Genomic DNA, 21979 nt, shown 5'->3' with positions numbered 1-21979 from the left:
GGGCCCTGCGGCACTATGGCACAAGCTGGACCTGGCCATGTTCCACGTGGAACCGGGTGATGTCGGTGCGGTCGATCAGTGCCGCCGGGGTCTCCGTTGCGGTGATGAATATCTGGGCCGGCCCGTTGCGCAGGCGGTCCAGAACACGGCGTTGGTGGCTGCGGTCCAGCTCGGAGGCGATGTCGTCCAGGGCGATCACCGGCCATTCGCCGCGCTGTTCGGCGTAGTCCTCGGCTTGGGCGAGCAGGCAGGCGAGGGCGGTGAGCTTGGCCTGCCCACGCGAGAGTGCATCGCGCCCCGGAATCGCGGCGAAGCCCACACTCCAGTCTGCCCGGTGTGGCCCTACGGAGGTATATCCAGCCAGGCGGTCGCGGTCCCGCGCCAGCAGAAGGGCATCGGCGAGCGATAGCTCCTGTTTGCGCCAGCCGGGACTCAACGTAAGCGACTGGATGCCCAGTGTGGGCGCCAGTTCCTGCGCCAGGGCCACGGTCCTGTCCTGGAGGCGCTCGAGATAGTGCTGGCGGCGGCTGTTCAACGGCTCGCCGGCCTCGGCAAGCTCGTGATCCCACGCATCCAGGGCGTGTGGGTGCCCGCCCTGCTTGAGCAGCGCATTGCGCTGCTTCAGGGCGCGGGAGTAGCGCCGCCACAGTCCCAGGAAGTCAGGTTCCACGTGGAACAACCCCCAATCCAGGAACCGACGGCGCGGTTCGCCACCGCCGCTGACCAGCGCATGGCTGCCTGGTTCGAAGGTCACTACGGCCAACGCGGCACAGAGATTACCCAGCTGGGCGACATCTTCGCCGTCCAGCCGCCCCTTCCAGTCCTGGCCGCTGTGACGCAGCCCCGCCTTGCGCCGCGTGGAGGCGTCGGCGCCTGCGCGCTGTTCGTCCCACTCCACAAAGACCTCAAGGGCATCGGTCCCGTGGCGCACCAGGCCGTCGCGCACCCGCCCACGGAAGCTGCGGCCATAGGCCATCACGTGCAGCGCCTCCAGCACGCTGGTCTTCCCGGCCCCGTTATCCCCGGTAATCAGGTTGATTCCCGGTTGTGGAGCCAGTTCCACGTGGTCAAAGCGGCGAATCTGGTGAAGGGACAGGCGGCGGATGTGCATTCAGATCGATCGACGCCAACTAAGGCGGGGGACGTGGGAGTCAGTCGATCAGCTTACTGCATCGCCGGCAGTCTCGCGGCCCAGTGCCGTGTCGGTGGTACCGGCAGTGGGATACCGCAGAACAGTTCCACGTGGAAAAGGAGCCTTCGCAACCGGCGTGAATTCCTTCAAATCTGAGCGCAGCGCAGGGCTGCAGCGCTGCAGATCTCGAGAAATTTCGACGTTTGCTCCAGTCGGGCATCTTTCGTCGACAGCCCACGTGCCCCTGATTCTTTGAATTCTGAAACCGTGCCCCGGCTGGGCCTCTGCAGATTTCAAAGAAAAAGACGGCCTGCTCTTTCGCTGTCCACAGGGGCCATGTATGACTTATGCACAACCTATGTGCAGTCTGTGGATAAAAAGACAGCCCGAGACCCCCTTGAAAGATATCCACAGGTTGAACCCCAGGCTCAGGGGCCTTTTTACACGGGGTTTCGATGCCATATAAACCAATACTTTCAACAACTTAAGGTACTTTTCAACCAAATCTGGCTCTACCACCACCACCTAGCTTTAGATTTATATACAGTTTTTAAAAGCTTAGAGCTGCGATTCAGAGCCAGACCAGGAGCCAAAACCAGAAACCAACGGCGGCCTGGTTTCAGGCTGTTGATGTATCCAAATCCAGATGGGCACGTAGCAGGTCGTAGGTCCTGCCCAAGGCTGGACACCGCGCGTAGCGCGGCACAACCGTCCAGGATCGGGATCACATCGGTGATCCGCAATCCGTCCGACGTTTAGACCTGCCGAAGCCGATCGTCAGGTGTGCAGAATGCAAGAGCGAAGAGCAGCCACGCATGGCGTGGCTCTACGGCGCCGACACCGCCGATGCTCCACGTGGAACCATAAAAAAACCCGGCACTCAGGCCGGGTTTTCTCAATCACGTTCCACGTGGAACCAGACCAGGTCAGAGGCGCAGCGGCATGACCACATGACGCGACTTCTCGCTGCTGGCTTCACGAACCAGGGCCGAGGAGTTCGAATCACGCAGCTGGATCACCACGTGCTCATCGCGCAGCGCAGACAGCGCATCCAGCAGGTAGTTCACGTTGAAGCCGATGGCCAGATCGCTGACGGTGGTGTCCGCTTCGATCTCTTCCTGGGCCTCTTCCTGCTCCGGGTTGTGCGCGCTGATCTTCAGGTTGCCCGGCGAGACTTCCACGCGGATACCGCGGTACTTCTCGTTGGACAGGATCGCGGCACGTTGGAGCGAGGCACGCAGCGCCTCACGGTCGACCTTCACTTCGCGGTCGGCGCCGATCGGAATCACAGCCTCGTAATCCGGGAAACGGCCATCGATCAGCTTGGAGGTGAAGGTCACATCGTCGCGCTTGACGCGAACGTGGCTGCGGCCGACTTCCAGCTCGATCTCGCGATCACCGCTTTCCAGCAGACGCTGCAGCTCGGTCACGCCCTTGCGCGGCACGATGATCTGGCGCTTGGCGCCGCTGGTCTTCTCCAGCTCGGTCTCGCACAGCGCCAGACGGTGGCCGTCGGTGGCAACGGTACGCAGGGCATCGCCGCGCAGATCGAACAGCAGGCCGTTGAGGTAGTAGCGCACGTCCTGCTGGGCCATGGCGAACGCGGTGCGCTCGATCAGTTCCTTCAGGGTCGCTTCGCCAATGGCTACGCGCTCGGTCGCTTCAACTTCGTCTACCGACGGGAAGTCGTTGGCCGGCAGGGTTGCCAGGGTGAAACGGCTACGGCCGGCCTGCACGGTGATCTTGTCACCGGCCTGCGAGACGGTGATCCGGCTGCCGTCGGGCAGGGCACGGATGATCTCGAACAGCTTTCGGGCCGGGATGGTGGTTTCGCCGTCTTGGGCATCTTCCACCGCGATCCGCGACACCATTTCCACTTCCAGGTCGGTACCGGTCAGCGAAAGCTGGCCGTTCTGGACCTGAACCAGGAAATTAGCCAGAACCGGCAGGGTCTGGCGGCGTTCGACCACGTTGACGACTTGTGCCAACGGCTTGAGAAAGGCTTCGCGCTGCAGTGTGAAACGCATGTGGTTCCGTGCCCCTATGCTTTAAAAAGATGTGGAATAAATCAAAAGCTTGGTGGTGATGGTCGAGCCAGAATTGCGGGAAAACACATCTAAGTATTTGTAAATAAAGGCAATTTTCGCCTTGAAACCCTCTGCACTACTACCCCCCAAGGGGTGGGGAAGCCTGTGGATAATTTTCGTCGTCACTCCGACGTCGTTTTTATCCACAGCATCTCCCTCGCTTGTACCCGGATTTTGCACCGTTTTATGCGATGACGCCTCTGCGGCGTGCATGCATCATTCGCTCAACCTCACTCACTCAACTTCCGGATCAACTTGTCCCAGTCTTCCCGCAACTTGCCGTCGGTCTCCATCAGCGTCCGGATCTGCCGGCACGCATGCAGCACCGTGGTGTGGTCGCGACCGGCGAAGGCGTCGCCGATCTCGGGCAGGCTGTGCTCGGTCAGTTCCTTGGTCAGCGCCATGGCGACCTGGCGCGGACGGGCCAACGAGCGGGTCCGGCGCTTGGACAGCAGATCTTTCATCTGCAGCCCGTAGTAGTCGGCAACGGTTTTCTGGATGTTGGGAATGCTGATCGCCTGCTGCTGGGCACGCAGCAGGTCGCGAAGGGTCTCCTGGGCGAACTCGGTGGTGATCGCGCGGCCGGTGAAGTTGGCGCGGGCGGTCAACGTATTCAGCGCACCCTCGAGGTCGCGGACGTTGGAGCGCATCTTCTTGGCAATCAGAAACGCCACATCGTCGGGAATCTCGGCACCGCGCTCGCGCGCCTTGGCCAGCACGATCGCGGCGCGGGTCTCGAAGTCCGGCGGCTCGATGGCCACCGACAGGCCCCAGGCCAACCGCGACTTGAGCCGTGCTTCCAGCCCTTCGACTTCGCGCGGGTAGCGGTCGCAGGTGAGGATGATCTGCTGCTTGCCGTCGAACAGGGCATTGAACGTGTGGAAGAACTCTTCCTGGGTTCGGTCCTTGCCGGCGAAGAACTGGATGTCATCGATCAGCAGCGCGTCCACCTGCTGGAACTGGCGCTTGAACTGATCCATGCTTTTTTCCTGCAACGCACGGATCATGGCGCTGAAGAACTGTTCCGAGCGCAGGTAGAGCACCTTGGCGGCCGGATTGGCCTGGCGCATGGCATTGCCGGCCGCGAACATCAGATGGGTCTTGCCCAGGCCGGTGCCGCCGTACAGCAGCAGCGGGTTGTGCGAACGGTCGCCCGGCTTCTGGGCCGCCTGGAACGCCGCGGCCAGACCCAGCTGGTTGCTGCGGCCTTCCACGAAGTTGGCAAAGGTGTAGTGCGAATCCAGGTTGCCGGCGAACGGCACCAGCGGCTCGGCCACGGCGGTCGGCGCAAACGGAGCCGAATTCGGCGCAATCTGCGCCTCCACGGCCCGCGGGCGCGAGCCGATTTCAAGAAATACGTCGCCGAAACCGGCGAAATGCGCCCACAGTTCCTTGATGCGCGGCAGGTACAGCTCGCGCACCTGGTCGACGATGAAGGCGTTTGGCGCATAAAGCACCAGGCAGTCCGCGCGCAGATCAGCCTGCAGCGGCTTCAACCAGGTGTGAACATCCTCGGGCGGGAACTCCGCTTCAAGGCGTTCGAGACAACGGGACCAGGCATCCATCGGCAATAATCGTCTGGGGCCAGCGTACAGGCGTGGGAAACCGCCGCACCGAAGGCCGGAAGGGGAAAGAATGGATGGCGCAGACTACCACCGACGCGGGGGTCCGGGAATGGTTGTCCCAAAGTTATTCACAAAATGATCCACAGCTATTGCACAGGCCGGTGAAATCCCGTAGTGACATAGGCTTGACGCGACCCGGGGTAGGTCTATAGAATTTCCGGTTCTTTCCGTCCCCTTCATATAGAGGCCCGCATGGCCACCAAGCGCACTTTCCAACCCAGCAACCTCAAGCGTAAGCGCGACCATGGCTTCCGTGCCCGTATGAAGACCGCTGACGGCCGCAAGATCCTGTCGCGTCGCCGCGCCAAGGGCCGTAAAGTCCTGAGCGCTTGATTGCAATGCCGCTTCCCGCGGCAGACGCAATCCTGACTGTGAGCAGTTCCGACCCGCGCAAGCGATTCCCTCGCTCTGCGCGTGTTCGTACGCGTGCCGAATATACAACGGTCTTCAACGGCGCCCGCCGTGTGTCCGAACCGCTGATGACCCTGCACTGGCTGAAGAGCGACACGCCAGCCAGGCTGGGTCTTGCCGTTTCGCGCAAAGTCGACCCCCGAGCCGTGGGTCGCAACCGAGTCAAGCGTGTGCTGCGCGATGCCACACGCCACCTACGGCCGTGGCTGAGTGCCGGCGATTATGTCGTTGTCGCCCGTAGTGCCGCGCGTACCGCAAGCAATACCGAGATCCGGCAGGCCTTCGAACGCCTGCTTCGCCGGTTGGGCACATTGCCCATGCCGGGCGCGGACGGCACAATGCCGCCGCCCGGGGTTGCACCCCATTCCCAGTCCGAGCCGGCACCTGCTGCCGGCCACGTCGAGCCCGCACGCTGATGAACCAGACCCGCGTTTTCCTGATTGTTGCCTGGCTGATGGTGGCCGTTCTGCTGTGGATGGAGTGGGGCCGCGACACCGCTGCGCCGACGTCCACGGCGCCCGTGGCCGCCCAGACCCAGGGCAGTGTCCCGGGTGCGGCGGGCACGGTGCCCGGCGCCAACGTACCGCAGGCCCCGGGCAGCGCCCCGGTGACCCAGCCGACGGCGCAGGCCCAGGCCGGCGCGCAGCGCGTGACCATCACCACCGACGTGCTGCGCCTGGTGCTGGATGGGGGCACGGTGCTGGACGCCGAGCTGCTGCAGTTCCCGCAGACCAAGGCCGAGGGCAGCCCGCCGTTGCGCCTGCTGACCGAAGAGCCGACCCACCCGTACCGCGCGGTGACCGGCTGGACCAGCCAGGACAAGAGCATGCCGGTGCCGGAAGCCAATGGCTTCACGCTGGTGGGCGATGCCAAGGACTTCGTGCTGGCCAAGGGCCAGAACGAGCTGCAGATCCCGTTCATCTGGAATGGCCCGAACGGCGTCAGCATCCGCCGCACCTTCACCGTCAGCCGCAACGAGTACGCGGTGAAGGTCAAGGATGAGGTGATCAATGCCGGCACCGCGCCGTGGAGCGGCTACGTCTACCGCACGCTGGACCGCACGCCGACGATCCTGTCGCGCAGCATGACCAACCCGGACTCCTTCAGCTTCAACGGCGCGACCTGGTTCGATGCCGACAAGAAGTACCAGCGCCGCGCCTTCAAGGACTATCTGGAAGACGGCCCGCTCAACCAGCAGGTCACCGGTGGCTGGGTGGCGATGCTGCAGCACCACTTCTTCACCGCGTGGATTCCGCAGAAGGACCAGGCCGCGAACTACTCGCTGAGCCAGCATGACGGCCGCGACCAGATCCAGGCCACCGGCCCGGCGTTCACCGTGGCTCCGGGCCAGCAGGTAAGCAGCGAAGCGCGCCTGTGGGTGGGTCCGAAGCTGGTCAACCAGATTGCCAAGGAAGACGTGCCGGGCCTGGAACGCGTCGTCGATTACAGCCGCTTCCCGATCATGGCCGTGATCGGCCAGGGCCTGTTCTGGGTGTTGAACCAGGTCCACAAGGTCGTCAACAACTGGGGCTGGGCCATCGTCGGCCTGGTGGTGCTGCTGAAGCTGGTGCTGTACCCGCTGTCGGCGGTGCAGTACAAGAGCGGCGCCAAGATGCGTCGCTTCCAGCCGCGCATCGCGCAGCTGAAGGAACGCTATGGCGATGACCGCCAGAAGTTCCAGACCGCGATGATGGAGCTGTACAAGAAGGAGAAGATCAATCCGATGGGCGGCTGCCTGCCGATCCTCATCCAGATGCCGATCTTCTTCGCGCTGTACTGGGTGCTGGTGGAATCGGTGGAACTGCGCCAGGCCCCGTGGCTGGGCTGGATCCAGGATCTGACCGCACGCGACCCGTACTTCATCCTGCCGGTGATCAACATGGCGGTGATGTGGGCCACGCAGAAGCTGACGCCGGCACCGGGCATGGACCCGATGCAGGCCAAGATGATGCAGATGATGCCGCTGATCTTCGGCGTCATGATGGCCTTCATGCCGTCCGGCCTGGTCCTGTACTGGGTGGTCAACGGCAGCCTGGGCCTGCTGCAGCAGTGGTGGATGACCAAGCGCCACGGCGGCGAGCCGCTCCCGGCGATTGCGACCCCCACCAAGAAAAAATGATCGGTAGAGCCGACTGTTAGTCGGCTGGCTTCCAGGCTGACCTTCGAAAAACCCGCCCCCCGGCGGGTTTTTCTTTGCCGGCGATACAATCCCCACCAGCCCTACCACCCGCGCCACCCCTCGAGCCTGCCATGCCCCGTGCGTCGTCGTTGTTCCGCCTGTCATTCCCCCTGCTGCTGACCCTGGCCGTTGCCAGCTGTGGCAACAACGACCCCGCCGCGCCGAAGACGCCCACCCAGCCAAGCGCCCAGGCCGCCGCCGCCGCCGATCCGGCCGCCGCGCCGCTGCTTACCGCCCTGCAGAAGCAGCTCGATGGCCACCGCCGCATCATCGTGCTGCTGGCCGACGAGGCGCAGCAAACCCCAGCCGACCGGGCCACCTCCAGCCAGATTGGCCAGCAGCTGTTCCACGACGGCCTGGAACAACGCCAGGCCATCGCCGCGCTCTTCAACACGCTGCTGAGCGGCAGCGCGCCGCAGCGCTTCACCACCCTCGGCACGGTGCTGGACTACATCGAATCGGCGCCGGAGCTGTACGACGCCGACCGCCTGGCGTTCCGCGAAGTGCTGCGCGATCTGCATGACCGCATCGGCACCGATTCCTCGCTGCCGGCGGTGAAACTGCACCAGCGCGTCGGCGAAGACCTGGAGGCGCTGGATGAGATCGAGCGCAACTACAACCAGGAAATCACCCGCATCTTCAGCCGCTTCGAGCGGACCCGCGCGATCGCCCTCAAGCGCGAGAAGTGGGATGACTACATCGCCCACCTGCGCACGCAGTACACCCGCGACGCGATCCTGCGCGACTACGGCGTGATCGAGCCCTACCCGATGTCGATGAAGGACAGTGACCGAGAGATCTTCGGCCGCGACCTGCCGCCCAAGACCGTGGTGCTGACCTTCGACGACGGCCCGCACAAGGCTTATACCGACGAAGTGGTGGCGATCCTCAAGCGCTACGACGTGCCCGGCGTGTTCTTCGAAGTGGGCCGCAACCTGGGTGAGGTGCATGCCGATGGCAGCGTCAAGCTGGGCCCGCTGGCCGGCATCAGCCGCAACCTGATGGACCAGGGCTATGCGGTGGGCAACCACAGCCTGACCCACGCGCAGCTGTCGCGCACCACCGGCGATGCGCTGCGTGAGCAGGTGCTGTTCACCGACACGCTGCTCAAGGACGTGGACAAGCGCCGCGCCCCGCTGTTCCGCTTCCCGTATGGCGCACGCAATGCCGAAGGCCTGCAGCTGCTCAACGAGGCCGGGCTGAAGTCGATCATGTGGAACATCGATTCCATGGACTGGGCCGACCCGGTGCCGGAATCGATCGTGCAGCGCGTGCTCGACCAGGTGCAGAAGGAGCAGCGCGGCATCATCCTGTTCCACGACATCCACGACCGTGCGGTGAAGGCGCTGCCGCAGATCCTGGATCGGCTGATCGCCGAGGGCTACCAGTTCGCCGGCTGGAACGGCCGCGAGTTCACGGTGAGCCGCCCGCGTAGTGCCGCCGCCAGCGAAGCCACGGTGACCACCGGCTACGAGAAGTCGTGGGCGATCGTGATCGGCATCGACGAGTACGCCAAGTGGCCGCGGCTGGAGTACGCCAGCCACGATGCGCAGGCCATTGCCGACACGCTCACCGGGCAGTTCAAGTTCCCGTCCTCGCAGGTGATCGTGCTGAAGGACAAGCAGGCAACCCGCAACAACATCCTGGCCGCGTTCCACGACCGGCTCGCCGATGACCGTACCGGCCGCAACGACCGGGTGTTCGTGTTCTTCGCCGGGCATGGCGCCACCCGCCGGCTGGCCTCGGGCCGCGACCTGGGCTACATCATCCCGGTGGATTCGGACCCGAACGAGTTCGCCACCGACGCGATCGCGATGACCGACATCCAGAACATCGCCGAAAGCATGCAGGCCAAGCACGTGATGTTCGTCATGGACGCCTGCTACAGCGGCCTGGGCCTGACCCGCGGCGGTCCGTCCTCGTCCGCGTTCCTGCGCGAAAACGCCAAGCGCAGCGCGCGGCAGATGCTCACCGCCGGCGGCAGCGACCAGCAGGTCGCCGACAGCGGCCCGAACGGCCACTCGGTGTTCACCTGGGTGCTGCTGCAGGCACTGGCCGGCAAGGGCGACCTCAATGGCGACGGCCTGATCACCGGTACCGAGCTGGCCGCCTACGTGGCGCCGGCGGTGTCGGCCGTGTCGCAGCAGACCCCGGCATTTGGCAGCCTGCCCGGTTCGCAGGGCGGCGAGTTCGTGTTCCAGGTGCCCGACAGCCAGGAATACCTCAATGCCGATACCAGCCAGCTCTCGGCCGATGCGATCGCGCTCAACAACCGGGTGGATGCGGCGCAGGACGCCAAGCCGCCGGGCGAGGCGCCGGTGACCGTGGCCGACCTGCAGGGCGGCAAGAGCACGCTGGTGGTGCCGGCGGCGGTGCCCACCTCCGACCGCCAGCGCGCGCAGCAGGCCAACGACCGCGGCCTGCAGCTGTACCGCGAGAAGCGCTACGACGAGGCCGCGGCGCAGTTCACCGAAGCCCTGAAGCTGCGCCCGGACTTCGCCCAGGCCGCCAACAACCTCGGGTTCGTCTATTACCGCCAGCAGCGCTATGCCGAAGCGGCGCGTTGGCTGGAGAACACCCTGAAGATCGATCCTTCGCGTGCGGTGGCCCACCTCAACCTGGGCGATGCCTATTTCCATGCGGGCAACACCGCCAAGGCGAAGCAGGCCTACACCACCTACCTGGCCTTGCAGCCGCAGGGCAGTGGCGCCGCCCAGGCCCGCGCGCAGCTGGAGAAGCTCTGAGCCATGAACGCCTCTGCTGACACCATTGTCGCGATCGCCACCGCGCCCGGTGCCGGCGGGGTCGGCATGCTGCGGGTTTCCGGCCCGCAGGCGCTGGGCATTGCCATCGCGCTGGGCTGCCCGCCACTGCAGCCGCGTCATGCCCACTACGCGCGCTTCCGCGATGCGGCCGGCGAGGTACTGGATGACGGCATCGCCTTGTACTTCCCGAATCCGCGCAGTTTCACCGGCGAAGACGTGGTGGAGTTGCAGGGCCACGGTAGCCCGGTGGTCCTGCAGCAGCTGGTCGCCCGTTGCATCGCGCTCGGGGCGCGGCAGGCGCGGCCCGGCGAGTTCAGCGAACGGGCCTTCCTCAACGGCAAGCTCGACCTGGCCCAGGCCGAGGCCATCGCCGACCTGATCGCCGCCAGCGATACCCGCGCCGCGCGCGCCGCCCGCCGTTCGCTGGACGGGGTGTTCTCGCGCCGCGTGGACGCCGCCGGTGAGCAGCTGGTGCGGCTGCGCATCCACGTGGAGGCGGCCATCGACTTCGCCGACGAGCCGCTCGACACTCTGGGCGGCGAGCAGGTGCGGCTGGGCCTGGGCGAGGTGCTGCGCGCGCTGGTGACGCTGCGCGCGGATGCCGAACGCGGGCGCAAACTGCGCGACGGTCTGCACGCCGTGCTGGTCGGGCCGCCCAACGCGGGCAAGAGCTCGCTGCTCAACGCGCTGGCCGGCAGTGAGCGCGCCATCGTCACCGACATCGCCGGCACCACCCGCGACACCCTGCGCGAGACCATCCGCATCGACGGGCTGGAGCTGACCCTGGTCGACACCGCCGGCCTGCGCGAGGGCGGCGACGCCATCGAACGCGAGGGCATGCGGCGTGCGCGCGCGGAGATGCAGCGCACGGACCTGGCCATCATCGTGCTGGACGCCCGCGATCCGCAGGCCGGCCACGCCGCGGTGGCCGATGCGATCGCCGACGTGCCGCAGCAGCTGTGGATCCACAACAAGAGCGACCTGCTGGAGGCACTGCCGGCCGACATCGACGCCAACGTGGTGCATGTCTCCGCCGCCACCGGCCAGGGCCTGGACCTGCTGCACACCCGCCTGCGCGAACTGGCCAGCGGCGGCGCGGGCGACAGCGTGGAAGGCGAGTTCTCCGCCCGCGCCCGTCACGTGGAGGCCATCACCCTGGCGATCGGGCACGCCGAACGCGCCGAAGCCGAGCTGGTGCACGAACACTTGGAGCTGGCCGCCGAGGAGCTGCGGTTGGCGCACGAAGCACTGGGGGAGATCACCGGGCGGATGAGCGCCGACGATCTGCTGGGCAGGATCTTCTCGAGCTTCTGTATCGGGAAGTAATGCGAGGGACACGCATGGCGTGTCGCTACGACCGGTGTAGGGACACGCCATGCGTGTCCACGCTGTCCGCCTGCCGATGCCGTCACCCCAAAGACTGTGACACCAGTCTTTGTTTCTTGCCGCTGTAACACCGCACCACCACAATACGCGCGTTCATTCCACGCCCCCGCCGCGTCGGCGCGGGCCGCCGTACCAACAGGGGTTTGCAGTGTCGAAGTCGTTGTGGGGTAGTGCCTTGCTGTTGTCGCTGGCCGTGGCACCATCGGTGGCCATGAGCGCCGAATCCAATTCTCCCGCGCCGCGCAAGGCGGCGGTGTATGGCCATCGTGGCGCCAGCGCGCTGCTGCCCGAACACACCTTGGCGTCCTACGCCCAGGCCATTGCCGATGGCGCCGACTACATCGAACCCGACCTGGTGATGACCAAGGACGGGGTGATGGTGTCGCGCCACGAGAACGAGATCAGTGGCACCACCGACGTCGCCGCCCATCCCGAGTTCGCCAGCCGCAAGACCACCAAGACCATCGACGGCGAGCGCGTCGAGGGCTGGTTCACCGAAGACTTCACCCTGGCCGAGCTGAAGACGCTCTACGCCCGCGAACGCCTGCCGCAGCTGCGCAGCACCGGCTTCGATGGCCAGTTCCGCATCGCCACGCTGGACGAGATCATCGCCTTCGTCGTGCAGCAGGCCGGCCGCGCCAACCGTGGCATCGGCCTGGTGCCGGAGATCAAGCACGGCACCTACTTCAAGGGCATCGGGCTGCCGATGGAGGACGCGCTGGTCAAGGCCCTGCAGGCCAACCCGTATACCAAGGTGGCCCCGGTGACGATCCAGTCGTTCGAGGTCGGCAACCTGCGCTATCTGCGCAACACGCTGGGCCGCGACAGCAACATCCGCCTGCTGCAGCTGCTGGGCGACCCCAGGCAGCAGCCGGGCGATGTGCTGGCCGCCAAGGGCAGCCAGCGCTACGCCGACATGATCACCCCGGCCGGGTTGGACCAGATCGCCGGGTATGCCGACGGGATCGGGCCGAGCCTGCGCATGGTGATTCCGCTGGACGCCACCGGGCGCCTTGGCACGCCGACGTCGCTGGTGCGCGACGCGCATGCGGCCGGCCTGATGGTGGTGCCGTATACCTTCCGCCCGGAAAACCCGTTCCAGGCCGCCGAGTTCCGCAAGGGCGAGCCCAACGCGCGCAATGCCGAGGGGTCGGTGGCCGAGATGCGCGCCTACCTGGCGACCGGGATCGATGCGTTCTTCACCGATGACCCGGCGCTGGGGCGCAGGGCGGTGGATGGGGATGGAGCGGTGCCCGCCGCCCGTTGATCGCGCGTATCGACCAACGGTATGCCCGCCTTGGGCGGGCACCCTTCGGGCCGTCGCAAGCGACGTTAGAAACGGCACTGCCGTTCCTTGCGATACCTACCGGTAGCACCCGACCGTTGGTCGGGTGACGGTTTCAACGTTCGTCAGGCCGCCGGAACGGCAACACCACGAAGTCATGCCCCTCGCGCGGCTGCCACAGCACCGGCACGCGGGTGGGTGAGGGCGGCTCCAGGTCGCCGTCGCGCTGCATCTCATAGCCGTCTTCGTCCTCGTCCTCCCAGCTGTAGCGCTTGCGCGGAGCCATCGGGTCGGACAGGCGGAACAGCAACGCGCTGACGATGCCGCCCAACGCGCCGCCCATGTGCGACTGCCAGGACACGCCCGGCTCGTGCGGAAGGATGGTGATCAGCATGCTGCCGTAGAACAGGAAGGCGATCAGGCCGGCAGCAATCGCCGGGCGATCACGGCGGAGCAGGCCGAGCACGAACACCAGGAACATCAGCCCGTGGGTGATGCCGCTGGCGCCCAGATGGTGGCTGCCGATATCGCCCAGCAACCATGCGCCCAGACCCGAGCCGATCCACAGCAGCGGCAGCGCGCGCAGCGTGGCGTTGGGATACACGCTGCCGGCCAGGGTGCCGAGGATGAGCAGGGCAATGCTGTTCGCGCCCAGGTGCTGGACCGAACCGTGCAGCAGCGGCGCGCCCAGGATGCCGAGCAGCCCGGTCTTGTCCAGCGGCGCGACGGCCCAGGGCCGCCAGTCGAAATGCCCTTGGGCGGAGAACACCGCCACCAGCACCAGCACGAAGGCCAGGCTCAGGTTGAACGCCCGCATCACACGACCACGGTCGTTGCGGGGAGAGACCGGCGGCTCGCCGGCAGGCAGGGGCAGGTTGGCGTTCATAACCAAAGGGATTGCGTCGCGTCAGCCTGAACACAAGGGCAACGCGGCGGGAGAGAGTAGTGCCGCCGGCGGGACAATCCCGCCGACGGCATGCAGGTCAGGCGTGACCGCCTTCTTTCGGCGGGTTCTTCAGGCTCAGCACCACCGTGGCGGCGATGATCAGGGCCACCACGCCCAGCGAGATCGGGGTGGGGATCTTGAAGATGTCGATCAGCATCATCTTGATGCCGATGAAGGCCAGCACCAGGGCCAGGCCGTACGGCAGCAGGTGGAAGCGGTCGGCCATGCCGGCCAGCAGGAAGAACATCGCGCGCAGGCCGAGCACCGCGAACACGTTCGAGGTCAGCACGATGAACGGGTCGGTGGTGATGGCGAAGATCGCCGGAATGCTGTCCACCGCGAAGATCACGTCGGTGACGGCAATCAGGATCAGCACCACGAACAGCGGGGTGTACCAGCGCTTGCCGTCGCGCATGACGCTCATGGCGTTGCCGGCGTAATCCGGCAGCAGGCGCAGGTGCTTGCGCATCCAGCGCAGGGCGGGGTTGGTCTCCAGATCCGGCTCCTGGCCGGCGGAGAACCACATCTTCCAGCCGGTGAAGAGCAGGAACGCGCCGAACACGTAGAGCAGCCAATGGAACTTGGTGAGCAGCACGCTGCCGGCGAAGATCATGATCGTACGCAGCACGATCGCGCCCAAGATGCCGATGATCAGCACCTTTTGGCGCTGTTCCTCGGGCACCGCGAAGTAGCCCATGATCATCAGGAACACGAAGATGTTGTCGACCGCCAGCGCCTTCTCGACCAGGTAACCGGTCAGGAACTCCAGGCCCACCTTGTTGGCTACCACCTGGCCGGCGGTCTCGTTCAGGTAGTACCAGAGGCCGCCGTTGAAGGCCAGGGCCAGCACAACCCAGCCGATGGACCACCACAGGGCCTCCTTGAAGGTGACCTTGTGCGGGCCGCCGTGGCGCATCAATACCAGGTCGACCAGCAGCGCGATGATCACCACCGCGCCGAAGCCGCCCCACAACCACAAATTACCGATCGTCTGCATGGGTTTTTCCGTTGGATAAAAGAAATGCCTCAAGCCGGACGGCGAGGATCTGCAACGGAGGATCAGAGGGGATCCGGGGACAGAGCTTCGCCATACGGCGAAGGTCTCGCTCGCAGTCCCACCGGGTGGGACTGCCGTTGCACCGGAGCCTGCGGGCTCGAATTGACGGCGACAACGTCTGGGAGCTACTCCCCTTCTGGCGCCGATTCTGCGGGGTCGGGGGGCCGGCGTCAAATAGCCCGCCTGCCGGGCCGGGCCGGTGCCCGTCTACAATAGGCCCATGAATACTGTCCCCACTCCCGTAGTCCGCCTCAAGAACGCCTGGCGCTCCAGCCACCCGTGGATCTTCCAGAAACTGGTCGAAAAGCCCGTCGTCCGGCCCAAGCCCGGCGCCATCGTCGACGTGGTTGGCGTGGACGGGGAGTGGATCGGTCGCGGTTTCTACAATGGCCATTCGCGCATTGCCGTCCGTATCCTGGAAACCGATCAGAGCGTCCCGGTGGACGCGGGCTGGTTCTCGCGGAAGATCGCCCAGGCGGTGTCGCTGCGCCGTGACGTGCTGAAGCTGGACGCCGTGTCCGATGCCTGGCGCGTGGTCCACAGCGAAGGGGACGGCCTGTCCGGCCTGGTCGTGGACCGTTATGCGGACCTGGTGGTGGTCGAATTCTTCGCCGCCGGCATGTTCCGCCACCGCGAATGGGTCTACGAGGCGCTGCGCGAGCAGTTCCCGGGCTGCCGCTTCCACAGCTTCGCCGACGAACACGTGCAGAAGCAGGAAAGCTTCGACTTCCACGGCAACACCACCACCGAAGCGGCGGTCATCACCGAGTACGGCGTGAAGTTCCGCGCCGACCCGGCGGGTGCGCACAAGACCGGCTTCTTCGCCGACCAGCGCGAGAACCGCGAGTGGCTCAGCCAGCAGGTCGAAGGCAAGAGCGTGCTCGACCTGTGCTGCAACACCGGTGGCTTTGCGGTGTATGCCGCCGTGCGCGGCGCCTCGGACGTGGTCGGCATCGATATCGATGAAGACGTGATCAACATCGCCAAGGGCAACTCGCGCCTCAACAACGTGCGCCCGAAGTACATCCAGTCCGACATCTTCCCGTGGCTGCGCGACGCGGCCAACCGCGGCGAGAAGTACGACGTGGTGATCCTGGACCCGGCCAAGATGACCCGCGACCGCGACCAGGTCATCAGCGCGCTGAAGAAGTACCTGGACATGAACAAGCTGGCGCTGGGCGTGGTCAAGCCCGGTGGGCTGTTCGCCACGTTCTCGTGCACCGGCTTGGTTGCCGAGGACCAGTTCCTGGACATGCTGCGCCGTGCGGCGTTCTACTCCGGCCGCACCATCCAGATCCTCAAGGTCGCCGGTGCCGGCCCGGACCACCCGTTCATGGCCCACGTGCAGGAATCGCGTTACCTGAAGGCTGTGTTCTGCCGCGTGTTGGATTGAAGAGAGGCGTCATGACGTTGCGCAGTCTTTCCCTGCTGGTGTCGCTGGCGCTGTGCGCGCCGTTGTCCGCCCACGCCGTCGAGTTCACCGCGCAGGAGCTGGCGCGGGCTGCCACGCTGCAGAACAAGCTGCTGACCCTCGACAGCCATCTCGACACGCCGGCCAACTTCCACCGCGAAGGCTTCGACATCCTGCAGCGGCACGACCACAACGCGCTGTCGCAGGTGGATCTGCCGCGCATGCGCGAGGGTGCGCTGGACGGCGGCTTCTGGGCCATCTACACCGACCAGGGCGACCGCAGCCCGGCAGCGCACCAGCACGACCGCGATGCCGGCCTGCTGCGGTTGATGGAAATCCGCGAAATGCTCGCCGCGCATCCGGACACCTTCGCGCTGGCGCTGACCCCCGCCGATGCCGCCCGCATCAAGGCCGCCGGCAAGCGCGTGGTCTACATCAGCATGGAAAACGCCAGCCCGCTGGTGGATGACCCCTCACTGCTCAGCTTCTATCACCTGGCCGGCCTGCGCCTGCTCAGCACGGTGCACTTCGCCAACAACGAGTTCGCCGATTCGGCCACCGACAGCAAGGGCGCCGAATGGAAGGGCCTGAGCCCAGCCGGCAAGGCGCTGGTGGACGAGGCGGTGCGGCTGGGCATCGTCATCGACCAGTCGCACGCGTCGGACGCGGTGTTCGACGATCTGATCCAGCGCATGCCGGTGCCGTTCGTGCTGTCGCACAGCTCGTCCAGGGCGATCTACAACCATCCGCGCAACCTCGACGACACGCGGTTGAAGCAGTTGGCCAAGGCGGGCGGCGTGATCCAGGTGAACGCGTATGGCGGCTATCTGATCCCCACTGGCAAGAACGATGCGCGCACGCAGGCCGAGGCGGACCTGATGAAGCAGATCGGTGCCGAGTACGACGACCTGAGCATGGCCCAGGGCGAAGCGTTGAAGCAGGGCCTGGCGGAGATCGACCAGCGCCTGCCGCTGCGCAAGGCCACGCTGGACGACTTCTTCGAGCACGTCGAGCACATCCTGGCCGTCGTCGGGCCCGAGCACGTGGGCATCGGGCTGGACTGGGATGGCGGTGGCGGCCTGGCCGACCTGCAGGATGTGAGCGCGCTGCCGAAGATCACCGCGTGGCTGCTGCGCAAGGGCTACACCGAGCAGCAGATCGCGGGCATCTGGGGCGGCAACCTGCTGCGGGTGATGCAGCAGGCGCAGGATTACGCCGCGCAGAAGGGCCGCACCACCAACGGTGGCGCGCTACCGCGGTAACGGCGTGGGAGCCGGGTATTGCCCGGCTCCCAAATACTTCAGCGCCCGATCAACGCATTGCGGCGGCTGTACAGGAAGTACACCGCCAGCCCGATCACGTTCCAGATCAGGAAGTACACCTGCGTGCTGGTCGGCAGGCTCATGAACAGGTAGATGCAGCCCAGCGCCGCCGCCGGGCCGATGAACCATGCCACCGGCGTGCGGAAGGTGCGCTTGGCATCCGGCGCACGCTTGCGCATCACCACCAGGCAGATGCCCACGGCGGTGAAGGCCGCCAGCGTACCGGCGTTGGCCAGCGCGGCAATCTCGTCCAGCCGGGCAACGCCCGCCAGCGCCGAGACCACGGCGGCACTGAACAGCGTGGTGGCCACCGGGGTGCCGGTGCGCTTGTTCACCGCAGACAGCCCGCGCGGCAGCAGGCCATCGCGGCCCATGACGAAGAACACGCGGCTCTGGCCGAACAGGAAGGCCAGCAGCACGGTCGGCAGGGCGAGGATTGCGACCACGCCAATCACCGCCGCGGCCTTGGGGTGACCCAGTTCGCGCATGATCAGCGCCAGCGGTTCGGCGCTGTGGCCAAACACCGCGTAGCTCATCGCGCCGATCGCGGCCAGCGCCACCAGCATGTAGATGATCGTGCAGCCGACCATCGAGCCGATGATGCCGATCGACAGGTCACGGCCGGGGTTCTTGGTTTCTTCGGCGGCCGTGGAGATGGCATCGAAGCCGTAGAACGCGAAGAAGATGATCGCCGCGGCGGCCATCACGCCACGCTCCACGCCGTCCGGGCCGAGCGTTTTCGCGAAGCCATGCGGCATGAACGGATGCAGGTTGGCCGCATCGAAGGCCGGCAGTGCGACCGCGACGAACACGCCCAGCGCGATGATCTTCAGCACCACCAGGATCGCGTTGAGCGTGGCGCTTTCCTTGGTGCCCAGCATCAGGCCGCCGGCCACCACCCAAGTGATGACCACGGCAGGCAGGTTGAACATGCCGCCTTCCACATGCGGGCCGGCTGAAAGGGCCAACGGCAGCCGGATGTCGATGCCGAAGTTGCCGTGCATCCATTCCAGGAAGCCGACGAAATAGCCCGACCAGCCCACCGCCACGGTACTCACCACCAGCGAGTACTCCAGGATGAGGCTCCACCCGACCACCCACGCGAAGATCTCGCCCAGCGCGGTGTAGCTGTAGGTGTAGGCACTGCCGGCGGCCGGCATCATCGTGGACAGTTCGGCGTAGGACAGCGCCGCGCAGGCGCAGACCGCGCCGGCGATGGCGAATGAGATCAGCACCGCCGGGCCGGCCAGGTTCGCGCCGACGCCGATCAGCGTGTAGATGCCGGTCCCGACGATGGCACCAATACCGAGCGCGATCAGGTGCGGCCAGCTCAGCGTGCGCGCGAGCTGCCGGCCGGCTTCATGGACGGTGACGGAATCCAGCGACTTGCGCCGTAGCAACGATGACATGGGACCTCACGTGATGACTGGTATCGACAAGTGCCCGAGTGTGACCGAACGCGGCGCAGCATTACTACTGCCGGGCGTCGTGATTCCCCTGACGATCATTTCAAACAATCGGGTTTGACGAATCTGGCACAAATGAGCCGCACCGGTTGTTCAGCCACGCATGGCGTGGCTCTACGTGTGGACCGCACCCTGCGGTAGAGCCACGCCATGCGTGGCTGCGCATCCGTCAGCCGCTCAACCCCAGCCGTATCCCGAAGCCCACCAGGAACACGCCTGCCACGCGCCGGAGAAGTACCCCCACACGCGGGTGCTGGATGATCCGACGGCGCAGCAGGTTGCCCACGCCGATCAGCACCGAGCAATACGCCAGGCTCAGCACGAAGATCAGCACCGCCATGGTCGCAAAGGTCGCCACGCCCTGGTGGCGTGCCGGGTCGATGAACAGCGGCAGGAAGGCCATGTAGAAGATGATGGCCTTGGGATTGAGCAGGCTGATCAGCACCGCCTGGCGGAAATAGTGGCCCGGCTGCAGGCGGATGCCGCTTTCCTCGCCGGGTGGCGGCGCCGGGCGCAGCAGGCCGATGCCCACCCAGACCAGGTAGGCCGCGCCGAGGTACTGCACGGCGTGGAATACCAGCGGGTTGGCCTTGAGCAGGGCGGCCACGCCGGCCACCGCCAGCCACATCAGGATCTGGTCGCCCAGCAGCAGCCCGAACAGCGCTGTGTAGCCGCCGCGCACGCCGCCGCGGCCGGTGGCGGTGAGCAGGGTGAAGGTACCCGGGCCGGGCAGCGCCAGAAACACCAGCACGGCGATGACGAAGGTCCACAGGTCCTGGATGCCCATCCACGGCATGGCGGCGACTCGACTACGGGGGGCGGCCATTGTCGGCTACCCGGCGCCGGCTCAACAGCGCTGCGGCGCACGTCCTGGCAGATCGGTCAGCAGCGGTTGCAGGCGTTGCGCGCACAGCGCATGCAGTTGGCGGATCGCAGGCGAGAACTGCTTGCGATGCGGGCATACAAGATTCAACGGCAGGCTGTCGCCAGCGCCCCCCATCAACACCTGCAGGCGCCCGGCGCGCACGTCCTCGCAGACGTCCAGCCACGACTTGAACACGATGCCTTCGCCGGCTACCGCCCAGCGCCGCACCACGTCGGCGTCATCGCAGACCAGCTGGCCACGCACCGGCACCACCACGCGCCGCCCCTCCTGCTCGAAGCTCCAGCGGTCATATGGGCGCCCGGCCAGCTGGTAGACCAGACAGTGGTGGTCCTTGAGCGCCTCCAGCGAGGTGGGCACGCCATGCCGCGCCAGATAGGACGGCGCGGCCACCAGCACGCGGCGGTTGTCGGGCAGCAGCGGCAGCGCCACGTAGCTGGCGGTGTCGAAACGGCCCAGCCGGAACGCGATATCCACCGGATCGCGGAACACGTCGGCCACCTGGTCGGACAGCAGCAGGCGCAGCTGCAGCTTGGGATGCGCGGCGCGGAACTCGGTGAGCCACGGCAGCAGCACGTTGCGGCCCAAGTCTGACGGGGCGGCCACCTGCAGCACGCCGCGTAGCTCGGCATCCTCGCCGCGCACCCGCGCCTGGCCCTAGTGCAGGGTGTCCAGCAGGTCCTGCGCGTAGGGCAGGTAGACCACGCCTTCGGCGGTGAGGCGCAGGCTGCGGGTGGAGCGCACGAACAGGCGCAGGTCCAGCTCGCGCTCCAGCCGGGCCACCGCCGCGGCCACCTGGCCGGGCAGCAGGTCGGCCTCGCGCGCTGCACTGGAAAAGCTGCCCAGCGCGGCGGTGCGGACGAACAGCTGCAGATCCTCGAAGCGGACCATTTTCATTCCAGGAGTGAAAGTGCTGCTGCATTCTGCGCCTTTCCGGCCGGGGCAGGGCAGGCGAACCTGAGCGCCTCACCCAAGGATCTCCCCATGAAAGCCATCGCCTATACCCATCACGGCCTGCCGATCACCGAGCCGACCGCCCTGGTCGACATCACCCTGCCGGTCCCCGCCCCGGGCCCGCGCGACCTGCGCGTGCAGGTCCGCGCGGTCTCGGTGAACCCGGTCGACACCAAGATCCGCCGCAACGTGGCCGTGGACGCCCCGCGCGTGCTGGGCTGGGACGCGGTCGGCATCGTGGATGCGGTGGGCAGCGAGGTGACCCTGTTCCAGCCCGGCGACGCGGTCTTCTACGCCGGCGACATCAACCGCCCGGGCAGCAATGCCGAGTACCAGCTGGTGGACGAGCGCATTGTCGGGCGCAAGCCGGCCAGCCTGGACGACGCGGCCGCCGCCGCGCTGCCGCTGACCGCCATCACCGCGTGGGAGCTGCTGTTCGACCGCCTGCGCGTCGCCGAAGGCGGTGGCGAGGGCCAGACGCTGCTGGTGATCGGTGCCGCCGGCGGGGTGGGGTCGATCCTGGTCCAGCTGGCACGCCAGCTGACCCGGCTGACGGTGATCGGCACCGCCTCGCGTCCGGATACCCAGGACTGGGTGTATGCGTTGGGTGCCCACCACGTCATCGACCACAGCCAGCCGCTGACCGAAGGCCTGGCGCGGATCGGGATCGAGAGCGTCTCGCACGTGGCCAGCCTTACCCACACCGACCAGCACTACGCGCAGATCGTGGCCGCGCTGGCGCCGCAGGGCCAGCTCGCGCTGATCGACGACCCGGGCCAGCTCGATGTGATGGCGCTCAAGCGCAAGAGCCTGTCGCTGCACTGGGAATCGATGTTCACCCGCTCCAGCTTCAGCACGCCCGACCTGCAGCAGCAGCACGTGCTGCTCAACCGGGTGGCCGAGCTGGTCAACAGCGGCGTGCTGCGCACCACGCTGGGCGAGAACTACGGCCGCATCGACGCGGCCAACCTGCGTCGCGCGCATGCGCACATCGAAAGCCACCGCGCCGTCGGCAAGGTCGTACTGGAAGGCTTCTGAGGCATCGCGGGCCGCTCCGGGACGTCCGGAGC

At 66.3% G+C, this 21979-nt stretch carries 17 protein-coding genes and 1 pseudogene; 9 read left to right on the top strand and 9 right to left on the bottom strand.

Annotated features, from left to right (window positions below; all coding sequences use genetic code 11):
• Positions 1-13 precede the first annotated feature (13 nt).
• The 4 genes from recF to dnaA all read right to left on the bottom strand — a co-directional run bounded on the left by recF (position 14) and on the right by dnaA (position 4784).
• Positions 14-1111 carry a DNA replication/repair protein RecF gene (gene recF / locus ACREPD_RS03100; RefSeq protein ID WP_431597927.1) on the bottom strand — a complete coding sequence of 366 codons (1098 nt, stop codon included), beginning with the start codon at positions 1109-1111 and terminating at the stop codon, positions 14-16.
• Between the two features lie 947 nt (positions 1112-2058).
• The gene (dnaN, locus tag ACREPD_RS03095; RefSeq protein WP_431597926.1) at positions 2059-3159 is read right to left on the bottom strand and encodes a DNA polymerase III subunit beta; all 1101 of its coding nucleotides are present in this window, start codon (positions 3157-3159) and stop codon (positions 2059-2061) included.
• Positions 3160-3180: 21 nt separating this feature from the next.
• On the bottom strand, positions 3181-3432 hold the full coding sequence (locus ACREPD_RS03090; protein ID WP_431597925.1) for a hypothetical protein: 252 nt from the start codon (positions 3430-3432) through the stop codon (positions 3181-3183).
• Between the two features lie 17 nt (positions 3433-3449).
• Positions 3450-4784, bottom strand: a complete 1335-nt coding sequence (gene dnaA / locus ACREPD_RS03085) for a chromosomal replication initiator protein DnaA (protein ID WP_431597924.1) — start codon at positions 4782-4784, stop codon at positions 3450-3452.
• Between the two features lie 252 nt (positions 4785-5036).
• On the opposite strand from dnaA, the gene rpmH reads away from it, so the two are divergent.
• From rpmH to ACREPD_RS03055, 6 genes are all read left to right on the top strand, one after another.
• Positions 5037-5177: a 50S ribosomal protein L34 gene (rpmH, locus tag ACREPD_RS03080; RefSeq protein WP_006404565.1), complete on the top strand. Its 141-nt coding sequence runs from the start codon at positions 5037-5039 to the stop codon at positions 5175-5177.
• A gap of 5 nt (positions 5178-5182) precedes the next feature.
• Positions 5183-5671: a ribonuclease P protein component gene (rnpA, locus tag ACREPD_RS03075; protein WP_421568190.1), complete on the top strand. Its 489-nt coding sequence runs from the start codon at positions 5183-5185 to the stop codon at positions 5669-5671.
• Positions 5671-7374, top strand: a complete 1704-nt coding sequence (yidC, locus tag ACREPD_RS03070) for a membrane protein insertase YidC (protein ID WP_431597923.1) — start codon at positions 5671-5673, stop codon at positions 7372-7374. The genes rnpA and yidC overlap by 1 nt, the downstream gene beginning before the upstream one ends.
• Before the next feature lie 131 nt (positions 7375-7505).
• Positions 7506-10178: a polysaccharide deacetylase family protein gene (locus tag ACREPD_RS03065; protein ID WP_431597922.1), complete on the top strand. Its 2673-nt coding sequence runs from the start codon at positions 7506-7508 to the stop codon at positions 10176-10178.
• 3 nt (positions 10179-10181) lie between these two features.
• A complete protein-coding gene (gene mnmE / locus ACREPD_RS03060) occupies positions 10182-11525 on the top strand; it encodes a tRNA uridine-5-carboxymethylaminomethyl(34) synthesis GTPase MnmE (RefSeq protein ID WP_431597921.1) in 1344 nt (447 codons plus the stop codon).
• A gap of 271 nt (positions 11526-11796) precedes the next feature.
• Positions 11797-12852, top strand: a complete 1056-nt coding sequence (locus tag ACREPD_RS03055; protein ID WP_431597977.1) for a glycerophosphodiester phosphodiesterase — start codon at positions 11797-11799, stop codon at positions 12850-12852.
• Between the two features lie 133 nt (positions 12853-12985).
• Here the strand turns inward: ACREPD_RS03055 and ACREPD_RS03050 are convergent, their stop codons facing one another.
• Together ACREPD_RS03050 and ACREPD_RS03045 are read right to left on the bottom strand one after the other, a co-directional pair.
• Entirely contained in the window at positions 12986-13756 is a 771-nt protein-coding gene (locus tag ACREPD_RS03050) for a rhomboid family intramembrane serine protease (RefSeq protein WP_431597920.1), read from the bottom strand.
• 97 nt (positions 13757-13853) lie between these two features.
• Positions 13854-14813 carry a TerC family protein gene (locus tag ACREPD_RS03045; RefSeq protein ID WP_421568183.1) on the bottom strand — a complete coding sequence of 320 codons (960 nt, stop codon included), beginning with the start codon at positions 14811-14813 and terminating at the stop codon, positions 13854-13856.
• Positions 14814-15093: 280 nt separating this feature from the next.
• Between ACREPD_RS03045 and ACREPD_RS03040 the strand changes: the two genes are divergently transcribed.
• Both ACREPD_RS03040 and ACREPD_RS03035 read left to right on the top strand, forming a co-directional pair.
• On the top strand, positions 15094-16266 hold the full coding sequence (locus ACREPD_RS03040; RefSeq protein ID WP_431597919.1) for a class I SAM-dependent rRNA methyltransferase: 1173 nt from the start codon (positions 15094-15096) through the stop codon (positions 16264-16266).
• Between the two features lie 11 nt (positions 16267-16277).
• Entirely contained in the window at positions 16278-17546 is a 1269-nt protein-coding gene (locus ACREPD_RS03035) for a dipeptidase (RefSeq protein WP_431597918.1), read from the top strand.
• Positions 17547-17584: 38 nt separating this feature from the next.
• Here the strand turns inward: ACREPD_RS03035 and ACREPD_RS03030 are convergent, their stop codons facing one another.
• The 3 genes and pseudogenes from ACREPD_RS03030 to ACREPD_RS03020 all read right to left on the bottom strand — a co-directional run bounded on the left by ACREPD_RS03030 (position 17585) and on the right by ACREPD_RS03020 (position 20852).
• Positions 17585-19015 (bottom strand): amino acid permease, encoded by a 1431-nt coding sequence (locus ACREPD_RS03030; protein ID WP_431597917.1) that lies wholly within the window; start codon positions 19013-19015, stop codon positions 17585-17587.
• 226 nt (positions 19016-19241) lie between these two features.
• Positions 19242-19868 (bottom strand): leucine efflux protein LeuE, encoded by a 627-nt coding sequence (gene leuE / locus ACREPD_RS03025; RefSeq protein WP_431597976.1) that lies wholly within the window; start codon positions 19866-19868, stop codon positions 19242-19244.
• Positions 19869-19881: 13 nt separating this feature from the next.
• Positions 19882-20852: pseudogene (locus ACREPD_RS03020) on the bottom strand (LysR family transcriptional regulator).
• Between the two features lie 87 nt (positions 20853-20939).
• Between ACREPD_RS03020 and ACREPD_RS03015 the strand changes: the two are divergent.
• Positions 20940-21947, top strand: a complete 1008-nt coding sequence (locus ACREPD_RS03015) for a zinc-binding alcohol dehydrogenase family protein (protein WP_431597916.1) — start codon at positions 20940-20942, stop codon at positions 21945-21947.
• Positions 21948-21979: the final 32 nt, after the last annotated feature.

The sequence above is a fragment of the Stenotrophomonas sp. genome (assembly GCF_050737075.1).
In the GTDB taxonomy this organism is placed as follows: Bacteria; Pseudomonadota; Gammaproteobacteria; order Xanthomonadales; family Xanthomonadaceae; genus Stenotrophomonas.
This window is presented reverse-complemented; position numbering and strand designations above follow the sequence as displayed.